The organism is Pontibacter chinhatensis, assembly GCF_900113285.1.
Taxonomy (GTDB): domain Bacteria; phylum Bacteroidota; class Bacteroidia; order Cytophagales; family Hymenobacteraceae; genus Pontibacter; species Pontibacter chinhatensis.
Genome location: NZ_FOOT01000005.1, coordinates 149,705 through 168,138 on the forward strand (window position 1 = coordinate 149,705; position 18,434 = coordinate 168,138).

16 protein-coding genes are annotated in these 18,434 nt (G+C 52.9%); 7 read left to right on the forward strand and 9 right to left on the reverse strand.

Annotated features, from left to right (window positions below; all coding sequences use genetic code 11):
- Positions 1 to 3: 3 nt before the first annotated feature.
- From BM040_RS15060 to BM040_RS15070, 3 genes are all read right to left on the reverse strand, one after another.
- Complete coding sequence (locus tag BM040_RS15060) at positions 4 to 990, reverse strand: phosphotransferase (RefSeq protein WP_092103265.1); 987 nt, start codon at positions 988 to 990, stop codon at positions 4 to 6.
- Positions 991 to 1,100: 110 nt separating this feature from the next.
- On the reverse strand, positions 1,101 to 2,438 hold the full coding sequence (locus BM040_RS15065; protein WP_092103267.1) for an MptA/MptB family glycosyltransferase: 1,338 nt from the start codon (positions 2,436 to 2,438) through the stop codon (positions 1,101 to 1,103).
- A 51-nt stretch (positions 2,439 to 2,489) separates the two neighbouring features.
- Positions 2,490 to 3,191 (reverse strand): glycosyltransferase family 2 protein, encoded by a 702-nt coding sequence (locus BM040_RS15070; protein ID WP_092103787.1) that lies wholly within the window; start codon positions 3,189 to 3,191, stop codon positions 2,490 to 2,492.
- A 156-nt stretch (positions 3,192 to 3,347) separates the two neighbouring features.
- Between BM040_RS15070 and BM040_RS15075 the strand changes: the two genes are divergently transcribed.
- Complete coding sequence (locus BM040_RS15075; RefSeq protein WP_092103269.1) at positions 3,348 to 3,839, forward strand: peroxiredoxin; 492 nt, start codon at positions 3,348 to 3,350, stop codon at positions 3,837 to 3,839.
- A 99-nt stretch (positions 3,840 to 3,938) separates the two neighbouring features.
- Here BM040_RS15075 and BM040_RS15080 read toward each other — a convergent pair whose 3' ends face one another.
- From BM040_RS15080 to BM040_RS15095, 4 genes are all read right to left on the reverse strand, one after another.
- On the reverse strand, positions 3,939 to 4,526 hold the full coding sequence (locus BM040_RS15080) for a hypothetical protein (RefSeq protein WP_092103271.1): 588 nt from the start codon (positions 4,524 to 4,526) through the stop codon (positions 3,939 to 3,941).
- A 207-nt stretch (positions 4,527 to 4,733) separates the two neighbouring features.
- The gene (locus BM040_RS15085) at positions 4,734 to 4,967 is read right to left on the reverse strand and encodes a hypothetical protein (RefSeq protein ID WP_092103274.1); all 234 of its coding nucleotides are present in this window, start codon (positions 4,965 to 4,967) and stop codon (positions 4,734 to 4,736) included.
- A 272-nt stretch (positions 4,968 to 5,239) separates the two neighbouring features.
- Entirely contained in the window at positions 5,240 to 6,619 is a 1,380-nt protein-coding gene (locus tag BM040_RS15090; RefSeq protein WP_092103276.1) for a neutral/alkaline non-lysosomal ceramidase N-terminal domain-containing protein, read from the reverse strand.
- Between the two features lie 71 nt (positions 6,620 to 6,690).
- Positions 6,691 to 8,013: a mechanosensitive ion channel family protein gene (locus BM040_RS15095; RefSeq protein ID WP_092103279.1), complete on the reverse strand. Its 1,323-nt coding sequence runs from the start codon at positions 8,011 to 8,013 to the stop codon at positions 6,691 to 6,693.
- Positions 8,014 to 8,337: 324 nt separating this feature from the next.
- Here BM040_RS15095 and BM040_RS15100 point away from each other — a divergent pair, with 324 nt between their 5' ends.
- Positions 8,338 to 10,590 (forward strand): Tex family protein, encoded by a 2,253-nt coding sequence (locus tag BM040_RS15100; RefSeq protein WP_092103281.1) that lies wholly within the window; start codon positions 8,338 to 8,340, stop codon positions 10,588 to 10,590.
- A 73-nt stretch (positions 10,591 to 10,663) separates the two neighbouring features.
- On the opposite strand, the gene BM040_RS15105 is transcribed toward BM040_RS15100, so the two are convergent.
- Complete coding sequence (locus tag BM040_RS15105) at positions 10,664 to 12,019, reverse strand: PKD domain-containing protein (RefSeq protein WP_092103283.1); 1,356 nt, start codon at positions 12,017 to 12,019, stop codon at positions 10,664 to 10,666.
- Positions 12,020 to 12,595: 576 nt separating this feature from the next.
- On the opposite strand from BM040_RS15105, the gene BM040_RS15110 reads away from it, so the two are divergent.
- The gene (locus BM040_RS15110) at positions 12,596 to 13,291 is read left to right on the forward strand and encodes a porin family protein (protein WP_092103285.1); all 696 of its coding nucleotides are present in this window, start codon (positions 12,596 to 12,598) and stop codon (positions 13,289 to 13,291) included.
- Between the two features lie 350 nt (positions 13,292 to 13,641).
- Here BM040_RS15110 and BM040_RS15115 read toward each other — a convergent pair whose 3' ends face one another.
- Positions 13,642 to 15,051 carry a high affinity choline transporter 1 gene (locus BM040_RS15115; protein WP_092103287.1) on the reverse strand — a complete coding sequence of 470 codons (1,410 nt, stop codon included), beginning with the start codon at positions 15,049 to 15,051 and terminating at the stop codon, positions 13,642 to 13,644.
- Positions 15,052 to 15,228: 177 nt separating this feature from the next.
- On the opposite strand from BM040_RS15115, the gene BM040_RS15120 reads away from it, so the two are divergent.
- From BM040_RS15120 to BM040_RS15135, 4 genes are all read left to right on the forward strand, one after another.
- Positions 15,229 to 16,125, forward strand: a complete 897-nt coding sequence (locus BM040_RS15120; RefSeq protein WP_092103289.1) for a M48 family metalloprotease — start codon at positions 15,229 to 15,231, stop codon at positions 16,123 to 16,125.
- A gap of 109 nt (positions 16,126 to 16,234) precedes the next feature.
- On the forward strand, positions 16,235 to 16,951 hold the full coding sequence (locus BM040_RS15125) for a head GIN domain-containing protein (protein WP_092103291.1): 717 nt from the start codon (positions 16,235 to 16,237) through the stop codon (positions 16,949 to 16,951).
- Between the two features lie 14 nt (positions 16,952 to 16,965).
- Positions 16,966 to 17,547 carry a hypothetical protein gene (locus BM040_RS15130; RefSeq protein ID WP_245756235.1) on the forward strand — a complete coding sequence of 194 codons (582 nt, stop codon included), beginning with the start codon at positions 16,966 to 16,968 and terminating at the stop codon, positions 17,545 to 17,547.
- A 165-nt stretch (positions 17,548 to 17,712) separates the two neighbouring features.
- The gene (locus BM040_RS15135) at positions 17,713 to 17,931 is read left to right on the forward strand and encodes a hypothetical protein (RefSeq protein WP_092103295.1); all 219 of its coding nucleotides are present in this window, start codon (positions 17,713 to 17,715) and stop codon (positions 17,929 to 17,931) included.
- Positions 17,932 to 18,434 lie beyond the last annotated feature (503 nt).

Consider the following 18,434-nt stretch of genomic DNA (forward strand, 5'->3'; position numbering starts at 1 on the left):
CGCTTAAATTTTAATGTTATGGAACAGCATCCACTGGTTCACGGTCTGGAGCCAGTATTTCAGAAAGTCCTCGCTGAGAAACTGGTTGGAGAAATCATTGAACCGCTGCACATGAATCCCGTGGTAGTAAAGCCAGATAGCCAGGCCGCCATACGGAATCAGCCTCTTTTCCTCTTCTGTGATGCTGGTAACGGACTCATACCCCCTGAAAAAGCTGTCCCGCTTCTTTATAAATACCTCTTTATCCGGCTCATTTCTGAAAAAAAGCATAACACTATACGCCATATCCAGGAACAGCCACCCGTTGCCACAGTTGTCGAAGTCGAAGATGGTGATGTGAGCCGCATCCTTGATTTTCATGTTCTCATACCACAAATCCAGGTGAACAACGCCATTCCTGAGATTGTCTGAGTCTGCTTTTTCAAACACTGAGGATACCAGCAGGCTCGCCCGCTCCAGGTACTGCATCTCGTCCGAGGTGGATAGGAAGTGGTTCCGGGATAGCTCATAAGCCCAGCCGGCAAGTGTTTCCGCATCATACTTTTTGCGGTTCAAGGTTTTGTTCACCGTTGTCTGATGCAGTTTGGCCATGGTGGTGCCGAGGTGATAGCAAACCTGCTCGCACGGATTTCTGATAGATTCTCCCTCTGCAAAGGAGAATAAAACGCCGAAACGCTTCCCTTCAACAGCGCTTAGTAGCTGTATGTAAACAGAGCTTTTATCCTGGATGGGATATGAAACCGGGATGCCTTGCCCTTTTAAATAGGTTAATAGGCTCAGCTCTTCGGCAATTTCAGTTTCGGTTTTCCAGTCGAGGAAGTAAACCCTGAACACATACTTTTTATCAGGAGTGGAGACCAGGTACGTATGGTTGATGCCGGTTTTTAGGATCCGGCAAGTGGTGTCCTGCGCAAATCCGTATTGCCTGATAACAAACGCTGCCAGGTGCTCCGGGGAAAGTATGGAACTTAGCGCAGGGATATACTGCATGTGATCGTGTCGTTAGGTAGATACAAACGCAACGCCTATTCCGCCTGCAAAGCCAGGTTCAGCGGCAAAACGAATACGCCCCCCTAAATATAATTAATTCTCTTTATACTTTACCCATTCAGGTTGGTGTGGTGGCGGCGCTGGCGGTAGAGGTATAACTCCACCACAAGCCATAGCAGCACCAGGCTATACTCCAGCGCCACGAGCAGCAGGTCCTCGCGGTAGGCAGGGGTGCGGTAGGTGGCGTAGGAAAGTATGGCCAGCCCCGTCCAGGTAATGGCGAAGCGGAAGTGGCTCATCACGGTCAGGGCCAGCAGCGTGGTCAGGTACCAGGGATGCACCGTGGTGGAAAGCAGCAAGTATACTGTCAGGGCCGCTGCCATGTAGCCGGCCAACCTCCTCACCGAGCCCAGCTTTTTAACCGAGGCCATACTTAGAATGGCGATGAAAGTAACCAGCGAGAGCAGGGGGCCAATCAGGGCAATGGCGTTGTAGCCCACCAGCCGGAAGCCCAGCCAGCGCAGCAGGTAGTAAATGCTGGCGTTAAACTCAAACTTCTGGAAGTATAAATCCAGGCTCTGGGAGATGTTCTGCAGCACCTGCAGGTTTACGAGCGGCGCAAACTGGGCCACCACCGTTATCAGCACCACGGTGCCGTAAAGTATAAACTGCCGCCACCCCAGCTTGCGCAGCACGAAGGGCAGAAACATGAGCGGCAGCAGCTTGGCGCCAATCGCCAGGCCAAAGGCAAAGCCCGACCACACCAGCCGGTGGTAAAATAGCTGGTAGAGCGCCAGCAGCAGGAAGAAGATCATCAGGGCCTCGAAGTGCAGGTTGCCCACCAGCTCAATTATCACCAAGGGGTTGAGGGCGTAGAGCAGCACGTGCTTTTCGGGCAGGGCCATTTTGCGGAGCAGGCGCCAGAGCAGCAGTATACTTCCCGCCTCGGCCAGCAGAAGTATAAGCCGCATCACCACCACACTGCCCAGTATACTGTTGGGAGAGAGCTGCGCCGCTAGCCAGAACACCGCCTGCGACACCGGCGGGTATACGCTGTAATAGTTCTGGGAATTGAGCTGCGCGAACAACTCCTGCGTAATGCCCGGCACCTGCGGCGCCTCCGGCTGCATCAGGAAAGTGGGCAGGTATAAGTATGGGTTTATCCCTGCAGCCAGCAGCCTTCCATCCCACACAAAGCGGAAAAAATCGTCGGTTAGGGCAGGGGTGGCGAACAGAAAGATGAGCCGGAAAAGTATAGCCGCTACAAGGCTGTGCCGCAGGTTAAGGCGCTGCCTGTTGAGCTGCAGGTAAGCGATAAAAGCGGCGGTGTAGAGCAGTAGCAGCTGGGTGAAATCAGTGCGTGGGGTGGCATAGGCCAGCACCACATACGCCGCCGCCGAAACAGCGAGGGCTGCATAGCTAAGTGCGTTGCTCTTTGCGGCTACCATACGTTACTGGGCTTCTGCTACCTTAATTTTACCCGATACGGCGAAAGGCGCCTACAGGTATCTAAATATAGTAAGTATGATTTTATACCCGGCCATGACTGTACCCTTTACGGTGCCCGAAACCTTGGACACGCCGATGCGCCTGCGGTACGACACGGGCAGCTCCGTATACTTTACTTTCTGTTTGGCGGCCTTTGCCTGCATCTCCACCGTCCAGCCATAGTTGCGGTCGCGCATGCCCAGGGCCTGCAGCGTTTCCAGTTTTATCGCCCGGAAGGGGCCAAGGTCGGTGAACCGCGCGCCGTAAAGGAAGCGGATAAGGGTGGTGGCCAGCCAGTTACCGAAAATCTGCTGCGGCATCATGGAGCCGCTTTCGCGCTGCCCCAGCGCCCTGGAGCCAATTACCATGTCGGCCTGCCCCTGCACAATGGGCTGCACCAGCTGCACCATCTCCTCGGGGTAGTCCGAGTAGTCGCCGTCCAGAAAAACGATGATGTCGGGGCGCAATGCTGCGGGCTTGCCGGCAGCGTAGGCAATACCCTTGAGGCAGGCGTTCCCGTAGCCGGGATTGGGCTCGTGCAGCACGGTGGCGCCTGCGGCGGCGGCAACCTCGGCGGTGCTGTCGGTGGAGTTGTTGTTCACCACAATCACATCCGCCACAAAACCTGCAGGGATATCCCGCACCACCTGGGCGATGGATTGCTCCTCGTTGTAGGCCGGGATGATAACGTTAATGCTGGGGCTTGGTAACATAGTAGCAAAGATGCCCAAAATCCTTCACACCACATTCTTGTGCCTATACTTAATAAAGCGCTGCTTCTTTTAGTTTCTGAGGTTTGTGGTATTACCTTTGCACCGAACTTTTTGCCTGTAAGCAGGTTATACATTTTAAAACTTATCGCAACACGTATGAAAGAGGAAGCCATAAAGGTAGGAGACAAAGTGCCTGACTTTGAGCTGGAGCGCCAGGACGGGGGCTTTTTTCGCCTGTATGACCTTATCGGGAAGAAAAACATTGTGCTGTACTTTTACCCAAAAGACAGCACACCCGGTTGCACCAAACAAGCCTGCGAGTTCCGCGACCAGTACGAGGTGTTTCAGGAGCAGGGGGCCGAGGTAATAGGCATCAGTTCAGACTCTGTGGCATCGCACCAGAAGTTTGAGAAGGCGTACAAACTACCCTTCACGCTGCTCAGCGACAAAGACGGTCAAATCCGGAAGCTGTACAAAGTGCCGCGCAAGCTGGGGCTGCTGCCGGGCCGCGTTACCTACATCATCGACAAGGAAGGGGTACTGCGCTACATCTTCAACTCCATGACCAAGCCGTTGGAGCACGTAAGTACAGCCTTAGAGGTGCTGCGCGAGATAAATAGCGAGGAAAAGCACTACAAGAAAGTATAAACAACCCAAAGTATAGGATTTTAAAACAAGAAGGGCCTCCGGATGCACCAGCACCGGAGGCCCTTTATACTTTCTGATTTATGCGGCAGCTTTTAGGCCTTAAGGAGTTGTCTTGGTTTTCAGCTCAATAAGCTCCAGCGTTTTACCGTTCTTCAGCTCCACTCTCAAGAAGCCATACTCCTTGTTGAAGTATACCAATTTAGGGTCATTGTCGGCGGTTGGAGTGGCGGTATAGACATACGCATTGTAATCATCGCCATTAACTTGTACTGGTTGAGGTACATCAGTGTTTTTAATTTCCCAGGCAACTTTGCTGCCCACTCCGATTTTTACAATCAGGGAGTCTGGTTTTTTCAGGATGTAAGTGCCCATGTAAGGCAGTTTACGTTCCTTGTCTTCGATGATGTTGGTCAGCTGCGTGTCGCGCTTGTCGATGCACTCGTCGTTGATGGAGTAGCCCGCGCCGGGCACGTTCTGCACATAGGTTCCGGTGCGCAGATAGGTAAGGGTATCAACTGTACCTCCGTCGGTTATTTTAAACAGAGCGGTGTCGTTCTGGCCGTACACCAGCCATTTGGTGTCCTCAACGGTGGGTTCTGTGATGGTAATATCGCCGCAGCTCTCGCAGGAGGAAAGGGTGGCCGAGGCAAACAGCAGCAGCAAAAACGATGTTACGGTAGTCTTCATGGTAGAATGACGTGTAAAAGAGTTGGTTCTAATGTACAGAATAATTTTAGCTTTTATCTACTACACAGACCCCGGTACAGGGGCGAAGGGTTGCATGGGGCAAAATATTTAGTGCCATTTGTTAAATGCTGCAATCAGGGCACCAAAAAGCCGGCACCCGAAATTAAGTTAGCTTCGAGTGCCGGCTTCATCAGAGGCTCCGGTGCCTTACTTTTTGACAGGTATGGGCTGCGGCTTTAGCTTAGGCCTTAAGAGCAACCAGGCAAGTGCACCGGCTATCGTGCCGGAGAAGAACGTCAGCAGGGTTATGATCAAACCATTCAGACCGCGTTGCTCGGCATCGAAGTATACGTACGCCAGTATCACTCCCAGCAGCACCAGGTACAGTCCTACCAGTGTCAGGAAGAGCACGTTGGTTATATCAAAAGTAATCGGTTCCATAACATGTAAGCTAAATTGTACAACTGCGAAGGGTGTATCTCACCCTTCTATACTTGTTAAACCGATTTGCTGCAGTAATGTTTATGACTATAAAAAGAATAATATAGGACTGCAGGATACTTTTACATGTTATTTTTGTACTATGACGAAGATTATGTGAAAAAAGCCAAATATCTTTCTTGCACAGCTACACATACTAATGCGCAGATGGCTGCATGGCAGCGAAATAAGAGCCCGTCTTAAAGCCTGATGAGAGGTGCCAAAGTATACTTTTACTGTGGCTGGTGCTGTTGCAGTTGCCGGAGCATGATCTCAGTCAGGTAGCTGCCGCTGTAGGGGCCGAAGAAGTTCATGCTGCGGGTTTCATACTCCTTCAGGTTGTAGTATTTATCGGGCGTGATGTAGCCGATATAGCCTCCGTTAAAGCTCGTGACAATCGCCTGCTGGCCCTGTTGCTGTGCCTGCGCCGCGATACCGGCCACAAACTCACCGGAGTAATCGGCAGGTGCGCCCAGAAACACCACATCGCCCACCTGCAAGCTGGTCACGTAAGCCGGGTGCTCGCCAAATATGCTGTTGAAGAGGAAGGGGGCCATCCGCCATCCCTTGCCGATGCGCCAGCTGGGTTTTGGCAGCTCCAGCTCCACGCGTCCGTAGCCCAGCGTGGAAACATACTTCGGCTCTACACGCCGCAGCTCCTCCCGCAGCAGTTTTGCCAGCCGATCGCCCACTGCCTCGGTGCTTTCAAAAGTATCGCCCTCAAAGTATACGGTGCTGTGGCTGCCCACCGCGCCGGCCGAGAAAGAGGCGAAGTCCACGCGCTCTTCCAGCGCATCTACCAACACGCCCGGGTAATCGCGGGAGAGGGTCGGGTCGTCGGAAGGCAAAATAGTAGGGTGCGCCGAGAAAACGGAAAGTATGGCCATGCTGCCATCCGGGCGCTCAAACTTGAGGAAACGCAGCTCGGTATCGCGGTTTTGCAGGCGCTCTTGGTAATAAGGGTTGTCCGGGTCGTCGAGCAGGCGGTTTTTCACCAGGCTGGCGGCGCTCGTGCTGCCGAAACCAATTTTGGTGGGCTGCAACTGCTGGCGGGCAAGCTTTATACTTTGCACAATCTGCTGTGCCAGCCGCTCCACCAGCTCTTCATCATACTTACCCGACATCAGCTTGATGCCCAACTTCTTTCCCCAACCCCCGAAGCTGGTATGGCTGTGGGTGGCGGTCAGGTATACTTGCTCCGGCTTCAGGCCCAGCGCCGGGTATACTTTCTCCAGCTCCTGCAGCACCTCCATCGGTACAATCAGCAGGTCCAGGGCCACGTAGTAGGCCTCTGTCTGGCCATTGCTGAAGGCAAACGTACGCGCCCAAGCCGAATCGTGCACCTGCTCATAGGCCATGCCCATGCGCTTGCCATAGCCGGCCAGCGGCGTGCCCACAGGCGGCGTAATGTTCACTTTCGCCCAGCCTACCTGCACCGTGTCGCCGTGGCTTATGATAGCCGGGGTTTCGTGCAGGTCGCTGATGGTTTCCTGGTAGTAGTCCGACTGCTGGTAAGGGGTGCGGTCCAGGGGGCGCACCACGCAGGCCGTGAGCAGCAGCAGGAAGAGCAGCAGGTACAGGTATTTGTAGCGGTCGGGGCTTTTCGGGTTCATTTCAGTCTGATAGCAAAACAGCAAGCACCCAAAGGAGCGCTTGCTGCGGCTGCATTTGCAAATATCCTGCCTTAATTCTGCATGGCCTCCGCCACATAGCCCGGCATGCGTGTGCCAGCCAGGGAATTACTCAGGTAGCGCATATCATCGGCTGCCGGGTGCTCAAACACTTCCAGGTCGAAGTACTTGACCGCTGCCAGCAAGTGGTCGAAGATATCTGCCATAATGCCCTCATAGTACGCCCAGCGCACATCGTTGGCAAACACATAGAGCTCTATCGGCATGCCGGTGGTGGTGGGCTCCAGCTGGCGCACCATCATCGTGAGCTCCTTGTGCACAAACTGGTTCTTCTCGATATAGGCACTGGCGTAAGCCCTGAAAACGCCTGCGTTGGTCAGGTTACGGCCGTTGATGAGCAGGCTTTTGTCTATCTCGTTCTCCTTGTTATAGGTGTTTATCTGCTCGTTGCGCTCCTCCAGGTACTTTTGGATAAGCTGAATCTTGCTCAATCGCTTGATATCATCCTGAGAGAGGTACTTGATGCTGGAGATTTTCAGGTGAATGGAGCGTTTAATGCGCCTGCCGCCCGTGCGCTGCATGCCGCGCCAGTTCTTAAACGAGTCTGAGATAAGGTAGTAGGTGGGGATGGTGGTGATGGTCTTGTCCCAGTTCTGCACCTTCACGGTGGTCAGGTTTATCTCTATCACATCGCCGTCGGCGCCATACTTTTCCATCGTAATCCAGTCGCCGATGCGTACCATATCGTTGGTGGAAACCTGGATGCTGGCCACAAAGCCCAGGATGGTGTCCTTAAACACAAGCAGAAGTATGGCTGAGGCCGCGCCCATGGCCGTGATAAAGGCCCATACTTCCTTGCCCGTCAGCAGCGAGAAAATCAGCAGGCCGCCCACAAAGTATAAAAAGATGGAAATGACCTGCAGGAAACTGTCCACGGGCTTATCCCGGAAGAGGTCGGTGCCCTTCATGAAATCCTTTATCGTGCGCAGGAAAGCCCGGATTACCCAGATGGAGAGCAGCACGGTGTACACATCGGTGAGCGTGCGCAGCGGCTTTATCCAGGCCGGGAAATCAGCGAAAACAAGGGGCAGCGCCTGCACCACAATGATAAGCGGCACCACCTTGGCCAGGTGGGTGAACACGTTGTTGCGGATAAGTAAATCATCGAACTGGGTAGTCGTTCTGCTGGAGAACTTCTGCGCAGCGCCCACCATCAGTTTCCTAGAGACAGTACCGGCCGCATACACCAGCAGGAGCACCACGGTAAACAACAGCAGCATGTTCAGGTAAATTGCCGTGGTTTCGGGCACGCCCATAGTTACAAGTTGGTTATAGGTCCAGTGGGTGAGGAAGGCGGAATGGGTTGCAGTTTCCATGTTGAATTGTAAAAGGTTGAAAGATGGATTGCGGTGCAAAGGTAGCAAAAATATAGGGAGGGGACGCGGAAAACCCGACGGTAGCCGCCTGCACACCACCAGCAAAACCGTTTAATTTTATACTTTCTGCCCCCGCCATTTCAGCAGATAAAGTTTTCTGGTTAGGCAATAAGGTTTAATTTTGGCGTTTCTTAAGTCCTTGTTTATACTTTGATAGCGCGGACAAAGGCTTTGGAAGCAGGAAGGGAGGAGTTTTTTTACTTATTTATACTTTTTCTGCCACAGCACCACAGCGCAACACCAGAAATTGGCTTATAGCATTATATGGAACCGAATTTAGAACATCTTTTAAAGATAGCCACCGAGCTGTCTGTTACCATTAAGCAGGTAGAGGCCACGGCCGGCTTGCTCGACGAAGGCGCCACGGTGCCGTTTATCTCGCGTTACCGAAAAGAGGCCACCGGTTCCCTGGACGAGGTGCAGATTGCCGCCATCCGCGACAGGCTGGAGCAGCTGCGCGAGCTGGACAAGCGCCGCGAAAGTATCCTCAAATCCATCCGCGACCAGGAGAAGCTGACACCGGAGCTGGAGGCCCAGATTATGGCCGCCGAGACCATGGCCGCCCTGGAGGATATTTACCTGCCCTACAAGCCAAAGCGCCGCACCCGCGCCACCATCGCCCGCGAAAAGGGCCTGGAACCGCTGGCAGAGCGCCTGTTTGCCCAGGAGAACTTTGATTTGGAAGCCGAGGCCGCCAGCTTTATCTCCGAGGAGAAAGAGGTGAAGGATGTGAACGAGGCCCTTGCCGGCGCCCGCGACATCATGGCCGAGTGGATGAACGAGAACGCCGAGGCACGTGCCGCCATGCGCCAGCTCTTCGAGAAGCAGGGCGTGTTCAAGAGCCGCGTGATGATGGGCAAGGAAGAGGATGGCCAGAAGTTCAAGGATTACTTTGAATGGGAGGAGCCGATTGAGAAAGCCCCCTCGCACCGCATCCTGGCCATGCGCCGCGGCGAAACCGAAATGGTGCTGATGCTGACTGCCCAGCCTGACGAGGAAGCCGCTTTGGCCAAACTCGAAAACATGTTCGTGAAGGGTAATAACGCCGCTTCCGAGCAGGTGAAGCTGGCAGCCAAGGATTGCTACAAGCGCCTGCTGAAGCTGAGTATGGAAACCGAGGTACGCCTGAGTTCTAAAAAGCGTGCCGATGAAGAAGCCATCCGCGTGTTTGCCGATAACCTGCGCCAGTTGCTGCTCTCTTCGCCGCTTGGCCAGAAAACAGTACTGGCCCTGGACCCTGGTTTTAGGACCGGTGTAAAGTCGGTGGTGCTGGACAAGCAGGGCAAGCTGCTGCATAACGAAACGATTTACCCGCATACCGGCCAGCACAAGGAGCAGGAGGCTGCTCAGGCCGTGCGCTACATGGTGACCCGTTTTGAGGTAGAGGCCATTGCCATTGGCAACGGTACTGCCAGCCGCGAAACCGAAGCCTTTGTGAAGAGCCTGAAACTGCCGGCTTCGGTGCTGGTGGTGATGGTGAACGAGAGCGGTGCCTCTATCTACTCTGCCTCCGAAGTTGCCCGCGAGGAGTTCCCCGACCAGGACGTGACCGTGCGCGGTGCCGTTTCCATTGGCCGCCGTTTGATGGACCCGCTGGCAGAACTGGTTAAAATCGACCCGAAAAGCATCGGCGTAGGCCAGTACCAGCACGACGTGGACCAATCCGCCCTGAAGCACTCGCTGGACGACGTGGTGATGAGCTGCGTGAACGCCGTGGGCGTGGAGGTGAACACCGCCAGCAAGCAGCTGCTGACCTATGTTTCGGGCCTTGGCCCGGCCCTGGCGCAGAACATTGTAGAGTATAGAAACCAGAACGGCCCGTTCCGTACGCGCACGGAGCTGAAGAAAGTGCCTCGCTTGGGCGACAAAGCCTTTGAGCAGGCGGCAGGCTTCTTAAGAATCCGCGACGCGAAGAACCCACTGGATGCCTCTGCCGTGCACCCGGAAAGCTACCCGATTGTAGAGCAGATGGCCAAAGACCTGGGCGTTACGGTGCAGGACCTGATGAAGAGCGAAGAACTGCGCAAAAAGATTAACCTCAAAAACTACGTTACCGACACGGTTGGTCTGCCTACCCTGCAGGACATCCTGAGCGAACTAGCCAAGCCGGGCCGTGACCCGCGCCAGACATTCGAGGCCTTCAGCTTTACAGAGGGCGTGAACGAAATCAAAGACCTGCGGGCAGGCATGAAGCTTCCGGGCATCGTGACCAACGTAGCGGCCTTTGGTGCCTTCGTGGACATCGGGGTGCATCAGGACGGCCTGGTACACGTGAGCCACCTCTCGGACCGCTTTGTGAGCAACCCGCACGAGGTGGTGAAGGTAGGGCAGAAGGTAGAGGTAACCGTGCTGGAGGTAGACGAAAACCGCAAGCGTATTTCCCTCAGCATGAAAGGCGACCCGGCTGCTCCGAAGCCAGCGGGCGGAGGCCGTGGCAAAGGCGGCAGCAAGCGCGAGGAAGAGCCGATGAACGACTTCCAGGCGAAACTGGCGCAGCTGAAAGGCCGCTTTAAATAAGCCTGGTAAAGTATAAAGTATAAAAAAGCCCCTGCTAAAGTATAGCAGGGGCTTTTTCTTTAGAGAAAGATGACTAGTTTCTGATAACCTTCAATGTCTGTGAAAATCCGAGCACATCAACCTTGATAAAGTATAGCCCACGTATTTGCTTGCTCAGGTCAATTCTGCTTAAATCCTGATTGTTTTTGTAAACCTGTTTCGAGAGAATCGTTCCATTTGAGTTCATGAGCGTGATGGTAATAGGAAAGATTTCGGGGGGTAGCTTTATCTCAAAGAAACCATCGGTGCTGGGGTTAGGAAAAACGATGATTGGCCCTACGTGGATGGGGCGATCGAAGTGCGGGTGTTTACCGGTTACAGTTACAGTCTGCCGGCTTACATCAGTCATGCCGGAGCTGCTGGAAGCCCTTAACTCAACAGTATAGGTTCCTGGTTTACGGTACGCGTACTCCGGCGATTTCTCGTTGCTAACCATGCCGTCCCCGAAGGCCCAATAGTACAGCTTCGCATCCTTAGTCTTGTTTATCAGTTTTACCTTGTGGGGTGTGCTCACAGCTTTAAACCTGGCCTCTGGGGTTGGCCCGGTAACAGGAAGGTTCACCACATCCGCTGTATAAATCTGCTTCAGTTTAATGCCTTTATAGAGGAATGGATTTTCCCAGAGGTGAGTTCGTTCTGTTGTGAGCAGCCCCCAGGGTTGCTGGTGTTCCGGTGCATAGTATGGGTAGTTCCAGTGTGTTTGCATCACGCTGTGGTCAGCTACCTCTGCTGTCTCTTCCACCTCAGCCGGGTGCGATAATCCGAAGGCGTGGCCTAGTTCGTGGGCCATCGTTCCGTGGGGCACGCAGGGCCAGGCATTTACGCCGGTGCCGCCTGAGCATACGCCAGTGTTGTTAAATTCGGGGAAGTTCTCAACCCCAGCCATGGCTACCCCACAATAGCCGTCGCACCATTGCGCCCCCAAACCGATGCCGTAAGGCTGACCTGTCTTAATCCAAAGGCTTGCAACCGTACCGTCCTGCCAGATAGGTAGACCTTGCTGCTCCATTTCGGGAAGTAGCATGCTCCACCAATCATCTGCGTAGTAAGCAGTGTTTTCCAAAGCCTCGTACACCACCACGGTGTCCGGGAAGCTGAAGGTATAGGTTACTCCGCCAGTGTTTATCTGAAACCAGGCCTGTATCTCTCTTGTGGCTTTTCTGATAGCGTCATACTCCTCCTGGCTATAAGAAGCATCCCTGGGCAGGACATAATATACAGCCACCTTATTGGCCCGTGTTGTGTCTGATGCCTGACGCAGCAGCTTTTGCTGCGAAATTGTAACGGGATTAGGCTCCCTGGTGCAATCCAACACCGGCTTTGTTACCTGGGCAAGTAGAGGCTGCAGCGAAAGGATAAGAATTGTGATGGAGAGTAAGTATGTTTTCATGATACAGTAATAAAGTGACAACCTACAAGTAGCTACCAGTATGTTAATCCCTTTCGGCTGGAGATAGCGAGGGAACATTGAAGGAGGAGGGTGACAATTATACTATATTAGAACTCATGCAACAGGCTGCTTTCTTAGCAGAAGACTGTCTTTGGGTGGGGCTCAGCCAGACCGAGCTGGCGCAAGCATTAATATTTCTTTAAATACGGGATATAGAATTGGGTTAACAAATAATTGATTTTTATTTAGTTGCAGCTGTTTTATTGTAAGTAGATAACAAGATTTGCCTAGGGATAAGTCTGATTATAGAATATGGCGCCGCTTATATAGGTATAGAGAGGAAGAGTTAATGAAAGACTTGTCATGTATAACTAGCGCAGCTGGAAATGCAAGGTTTGACAAAGTTTGGGAAGTATGAATTTATATAAAAGCCCCTGCTAAAGTATAGCGGGGGCTTTTTAGTGTTTAAAACAACCGGGTTCTGTAAAACAGGTCGAAAATAATGATATAGTACAAAGCATATATATGATAAAGATTTTGGATATTTGCCACATCCAATCATTTTAAAACCTATTTATGAAAAACAAATTTTTACTTACCCTGCTGTTTGTGGTTGCCTTAGGCTACACTTCTATGGCACAGTCAATTACCATCGGCCCTCGGGTAGGGGTTAATTTTGCTACCATGAGAGCCGTCGGCGGGGACGAAAAGGAAGATCGCAAAGACATGAACGATCATGCAAAATCAATAACCGGAGCTCAGTTTGGCGTGGTTGCCAACTTTGGTATCAATGAAATGTTCTCCATACAGCCTGAACTGCTTTACTCTCAGAAAGGACTAAAGGCAGAAGAATCTGATTATGACATGTCTTTGAAAATTGAACACAAGAAAAATTACCTTGAAATCCCTGTATTAGCTAAGCTGTCATTTGGTTCTGAAGACTTTCAGGGGTTTGTTACAGCAGGCCCTTATCTGGGATACTGGATGAGCGGCAAAGTGAAAGCAGAATTCATGGGGAGGAAAATTGAGGATGATTATGAGTTCACAAAAAACTATGACGAGGATGATTACAAGGAGAACAGACTTGATTTAGGTGCAAGCATTGGTATAGGTGCCGCATATAGGGTAGGCCCGGGCTCCCTTAACCTGGATGTGCGCTATGGCTACGGTTTCTCAGACGACACCAAGTATAAAGATGGTCGCCCGGATGGTGCTTTTAAATCCTCTAATAGAGTGATCGGCGTTTCCCTGGCTTACCTGTTCAGCCTGTAATCTTTATTGATTTAATGCTTTAAGGCGGCTCCTGCACCAGCGGGAGCCGCATTTTTTATTGCATGTGCAAAAAGATATTAGGCACTTCTACTAGCTGATTAAACAAGGCAGGAATTAACCTCGGAGCCGGTTTAGTTTATCCCATCACCGAAACGCTGGACCTCAACGCACAACTAAAGTATAAAACGCCGCTGGAGCAGATTGCCATTCAGGTAGGCATTGCCTTCCCTATAAACTAAGCGACACATAAAACGCCTCCGGGGAACTTGCTCCGGAGGCGTTTTATATTGATTGGGTGTACGGATTGGTGGTTTGATTAGTACGGAATCTGTAAAAATAGCGACCAGGTTTCAGCGGGCAACTTGTTCTCGTACTTTGTCCTGTTTTGGCACACGGTTTTTGGGGAGGAGTTGGCCTAAAAAGAGCCCGCCTATACTTCCGGCCAGCCCGTAGAGCATGGGATTGACGGCAGTGTCCAGGTATAAAGCCAGCAGCCATACGCCCATTCCGGCCAGCATAGAGAAAATGGCCGCAGCAGAGGTGGTTTTGCGCCAGAACATGCCCGCCACCAGCGGCACAAACAAGCTCACCAAACTCAAAGCCGAAGATTCGCTCACCAGTTCATGGATATTGCTGCGCATCAGCGCCATGCCCAGCGACACGGCTGCCACCAGCAACACGCTCAGCCGGGAGAGCAGCAGCAATCCCTTGTCGTTGATGTTGGGGAGGAGAGGCCGCAGCATGTTTTCGCTTAGCACGGCGGCCGGGGCAAGTATAGCGCCGCTGGCCGTGCTGATGATAGCCGACAGCAGGGCCCCGAAAAACAGTACCTGCACCGCCAGCGAGGAGGAACCCATCACAAGGCCGGGTACCAGCAGTTGGGTATCTTCCTGGAGCAGGTTCGGGTGTAGCTCTTTGGCGTAAAGCGCTAGCACAAGGGGCATAAAGGCTACTGTCAGGTATAAAAAGCCGGCTGCTATAGAGGAGGCCACCGCCACGCGCTCCGACCGCGCCGACATCACCCGCTGAAACACATCCTGCTGCGGAATGGAGCCCAGCCCAATCGTGATCCAAAGGGCAAAGTAGTTGAGCCAGCTGATGCTGTCGCGCTCCTGCGGCACAAACCGGAAAAAGCCTTCGGGCAGCGCGGCAGTGACCTGCTGCAGCGGCACTTCCTGCATCAACTCCCACGAAATAAAAATCAGCCCACCGATGATCATCACCGTCTGCACAAAATCCGTGACCGACACCGACCACATGCCGCCCATAAAAGTATAGCCCACCACCAGCGTGCTTCCCAGCACAATACCTGTGGCTGTGGAGATGCCGAACACCTGGTTCATGACGATGCCCAGGGCCACCATTTGCGCTGCGATCCACCCGAAATAGGAGATGATCATGAAAAAGCCGGCGATTTGCTCGGTCAGGCGGTTGTAACGCACCCGGTAGTAGTCGCCCATGGTGAGCAGGTTCATGCGGTAAAGCCGTTTGGCAAAGAACAACCCCACCAGCACCAGGCAGAGCGCGGCGCCAAACGGGTCTTCAATCACCCCCAGCAGCCCGTGCTGCGCGAATTCAGAGGAGGCCCCCAACATAGTTTCGGAGCCGAACCAGGTGGCAAACACCACCGCGGTGGACATGTAGAAGGGCAGCTGCCTACCCGCCAGCAGAAAGTCCGTGGTGTTTTTAACGCGCCTGGAGGCCCAGAATCCTACCCCCACGTTGAAGAGCAGGTAAAGCAGCACAAGAAGTAGAAGCATGGCTAAAGGTTAGAAAAGCGAAAATAAGCGATCCGGAAAAATGATAAAAGAGGGAGCTGCCAGCGAATGGTACAAAAGTGCATGGATACTGCATTTTTGGCAGCATACTTGCTATTATACTAGCCGTGCCGGAACCTGCGTTCTCAGGTATAGCCGCTTCATACTAAAGATTTTACCATGCCATACTTCAAAAAAATAGCTGTAGTACTTAGCCTTGTACTTGCCCCGGTGCTGGTGCAAGAGGCTGCAGCCGCAGCAGTGCCTCCTGCCGCTGTGGCTGTGCAATCCGATACCCGCGATATTGTGCAGGAGATAATCAACGTGGTGGGCCTGAAGCCCCGCTTCGAGCTGCGTGCCGCCGATATAGACAATGCCGCCGCTGTCATCTACAACGGCAAGCGTTACATCCTTTACAGTGAACGCTTTCTGGATGCCATCAATAATGCCGTGCACACCGACTGGGCCGGCGTAAGTATACTGGCCCATGAGATAGGCCACCACCTGAATGGCCATACCCTGAGCCGCAGCGGCAGTAACCCCGCCGATGAACTGGAGGCTGATGAGTTCTCGGGTTTTGTGCTGCGGAAGATGGGAGCCAGTTTGGCCGAGGCACAGGCCGCCATCAACCTGCTTTCGGAAGAGGAAACCTCGCGTTCGCACCCGGGCCGTAGTTACCGCCTGGCCGCCATCAGCAAAGGATGGCGCAGCGCTGACGAGCAACTGCTGGCCAGCGCCAGCAATCCCAAACCCGATAGCCGGGCTATAGAGCCAGCGCCACGCCAGCCGCGTGTGGCCCAGCAGCAGCCCGCCGCTCAGTCGGCTTCGCTCAGCAGCCGCATGGTGCTCTCCAAGGTGGTGTTTAGCCAAGCGCCCCGCGAGCAGTTTTACCTCACCACGCGCCTCCAGCTGGTGCACCTGACCAAAGATGGCCCCCGGGTAATCGGGAAGCTGGTGAAAACCGGAGATGCGCGCTACCCATATTATTTTGAGAGCGAGTACCTGAGAACCGTTTTCATTACCGAAAGGGGCGAACTGGTGAACAAGCAAGGACAGCGGGTAGGGCACCTGGCATAAAGTATAGCACAAAAGCCGCAGGTAAGGCCACATCGCAGGGAAGCGTCGTGGCCTTTTTTATACTTTGAAAATTAATATATTGCAGCAAAAAGTATAAAATCTATAAACTATGAAAATCCTGAAACTGCCGCTGTCCCTTTCCCTGCTCATGCTGGTGGGTGCGTTCACTTCCTGTAACCTGAACTGCCTCCGGGGCGAGGGCGATGTGGAAAGCCGCACCCTAGAACTCGCGCGCCTCAGCGGTGTTGACGTGAGCGGCGGCACTAAAGTATACATCTCCAGGGGAGAGCGGCAGCAGGTGGAGGTAAAGGGGCAGGCGAACATCCTGAACGAGCTTAAAACCGACATAAACGGCGACGGCACTTGGGAAATAGGTTTTAAGCAATGCCTGGGCAACCATGAAACCGTGGAAGTATACATCACGGTGCCGGAGCTGCACACTGCGCGGGTAAGTGGTTCCGGTGCGGTGGAGTTGCAGGATGTGTTCGAGAGTCGGGAATTTAATGCGGGTGTGTCGGGTTCTGGTAAGGTGCTGCTGCGTTTGGCAGCCGAGAAAGTGAGCGCCCGTATCAGCGGCTCTGGCACAATTCATGCGGCAGGCGTAGCCGACGTGCAGGACATCTCTATCTCGGGCTCCGGCAAGTATAACGCCTATGACCTGAACAGCCGCACAGTGCAGGTGGATATTTCCGGCTCGGGCAGGGCAGAGGTAACGGCCGAAGAAGAGATGAAGGCCGACGTGAGCGGCAGCGGCCAGGTATACTACGCCGGCAACCCAAGCGTTTCCTCGGATATGTCGGGCTCCGGGAAAGTAATGAAAAGGTAATTTTAGGAATGAGAATGAAGAAGATAAGTAACTACGCGCTCTTGCTGATGCTGTTGGTTGTTGGCTTTGCGTGTAAAACAAAGAATGACGTAGAGGCCTTCAAGGAGGCAAAATATGATTTGCAAAGTATAGATCAGATGGAGGTGAACGGCGTTGATTTGCTTAAGAAGAAGCGTCCGCAGGATTTCTCCTTCAACGATGCCGCCACGCTTTACACGGCCTTCTCCCAAAACGCGCTGACCGCTGTATCCACTATAGGGTTGAACGTGGAGCTACCTGAGGGGAGCCAGGAGCGCACCATGACGGTAACGCAACTGAAATGGCAACTGCTGGTGGACGACAAGCATACGCTGAATGGTTTGGTAAGCGAGCCGGTAGAACTCAAAAACGGGCTGAACACCATCACCATCAGCTCGCCGTTAACTTTTGCCACCGATGGCGGCAACCAGCCAGACCTGAACAACCTGCTCCGCCTGGCCACGCTCCTGAACAAGGACAGCGCCGACCGGCCTAAGATAACCCTGCAGATAAAGCCCACGATTCAAACCTCAGTCGGACCCTTCGAGCTGCCCGCCTTCATCAAGATAAAAGGATAGTATAAAGACCAGGTTTGCCGCCTGGTCTTTGTGTTTCCGGAAGTTTATTTAAAATTTTATGATGGGTTTGTAACTTTTAAGGGAATGCAATCGTAGTGGCACGATTTTTTAGCACCTTCTGTTGGAGTACTGAAGCAAATATCCAATTTTCAACCAACGAAGAAGATGACCTACAACGATTTAAAAACGGAAGAACTGTTTGTAGAAGCAAGTGCCATCAAATTTTACATGCGCCACTCCGGTTGGGTAAATCCGGGTGAGATTATAGGAAGCCGCAGTACCGTTACAGCCCAGGAAACCCATTCCTCCAATTCACATCAAGATACTAACAGCAATCAACCGCACCGCCAGCGCAACTGGATTGAGTGGGTGAGGTCGCTGTAAGATATAAGTCATTGCCAAAGGTAGCAGCCTCTGCTGTGCCGGTTTTCCGGTGTAGCAGAGGCTGTTTTATTTATACTTTATACTTTCCGGCTTATACTTTATGCTTTCATAGCCGCTGCTTCTTTCCACTTGAACCAAGCTATACTTCCAAACCACCGTTCATCCTCCATCCCCACTTGCCTAAAGTTGCATCTATACTTTAATGCCCTCCCAGGCCGGGAGGCCTCGTTTTCCCGCTCGGCGCTGGGAGCTTTTCCTGCCCTCGTGCCTCGGGCTGCCTGCGGCACCGGAAAAACTCGCATAGGCGCCTCCCAGAAAAACTGGGAATCATTTAGATTTCTACCTTATTTGTCATCTCGACCTTTGGGAGAGATCTAAATAGAATTCCGATAGATCTCTCGCGCTGCTCGAGATGACAGTGAATGTGGAATGTATAAATTCCCCTCTTGGGAGGGGCAGGGGTGGGTTTATACTTGTAGGGACAGGTCGCGACCTGTCCGCAC

Coding starts and splice junctions, on each gene's coding strand:
- BM040_RS15130 (WP_245756235.1), top strand. CDS start 16,966: ATGAAGAAGATAAGTAACTACGCGCTCTTGCTGATGCTGTTGGTTGTT.
- BM040_RS15135 (WP_092103295.1), top strand. CDS start 17,713: ATGACCTACAACGATTTAAAAACGGAAGAACTGTTTGTAGAAGCAAGT.
- BM040_RS15085 (WP_092103274.1), bottom strand. CDS start 4,967: ATGGAACCGATTACTTTTGATATAACCAACGTGCTCTTCCTGACACTG.
- BM040_RS15095 (WP_092103279.1), bottom strand. CDS start 8,013: ATGGAAACTGCAACCCATTCCGCCTTCCTCACCCACTGGACCTATAAC.
- BM040_RS15075 (WP_092103269.1), top strand. CDS start 3,348: ATGAAAGAGGAAGCCATAAAGGTAGGAGACAAAGTGCCTGACTTTGAG.
- BM040_RS15105 (WP_092103283.1), bottom strand. CDS start 12,019: ATGAAAACATACTTACTCTCCATCACAATTCTTATCCTTTCGCTGCAG.
- BM040_RS15115 (WP_092103287.1), bottom strand. CDS start 15,051: ATGCTTCTACTTCTTGTGCTGCTTTACCTGCTCTTCAACGTGGGGGTA.
- BM040_RS15090 (WP_092103276.1), bottom strand. CDS start 6,619: ATGAACCCGAAAAGCCCCGACCGCTACAAATACCTGTACCTGCTGCTC.
- BM040_RS15100 (WP_092103281.1), top strand. CDS start 8,338: ATGGAACCGAATTTAGAACATCTTTTAAAGATAGCCACCGAGCTGTCT.
- BM040_RS15060 (WP_092103265.1), bottom strand. CDS start 990: ATGCAGTATATCCCTGCGCTAAGTTCCATACTTTCCCCGGAGCACCTG.
- BM040_RS15125 (WP_092103291.1), top strand. CDS start 16,235: ATGAAAATCCTGAAACTGCCGCTGTCCCTTTCCCTGCTCATGCTGGTG.
- BM040_RS15110 (WP_092103285.1), top strand. CDS start 12,596: ATGAAAAACAAATTTTTACTTACCCTGCTGTTTGTGGTTGCCTTAGGC.
- BM040_RS15070 (WP_092103787.1), bottom strand. CDS start 3,191: ATGTTACCAAGCCCCAGCATTAACGTTATCATCCCGGCCTACAACGAG.
- BM040_RS15080 (WP_092103271.1), bottom strand. CDS start 4,526: ATGAAGACTACCGTAACATCGTTTTTGCTGCTGCTGTTTGCCTCGGCC.
- BM040_RS15065 (WP_092103267.1), bottom strand. CDS start 2,438: ATGGTAGCCGCAAAGAGCAACGCACTTAGCTATGCAGCCCTCGCTGTT.
- BM040_RS15120 (WP_092103289.1), top strand. CDS start 15,229: ATGCCATACTTCAAAAAAATAGCTGTAGTACTTAGCCTTGTACTTGCC.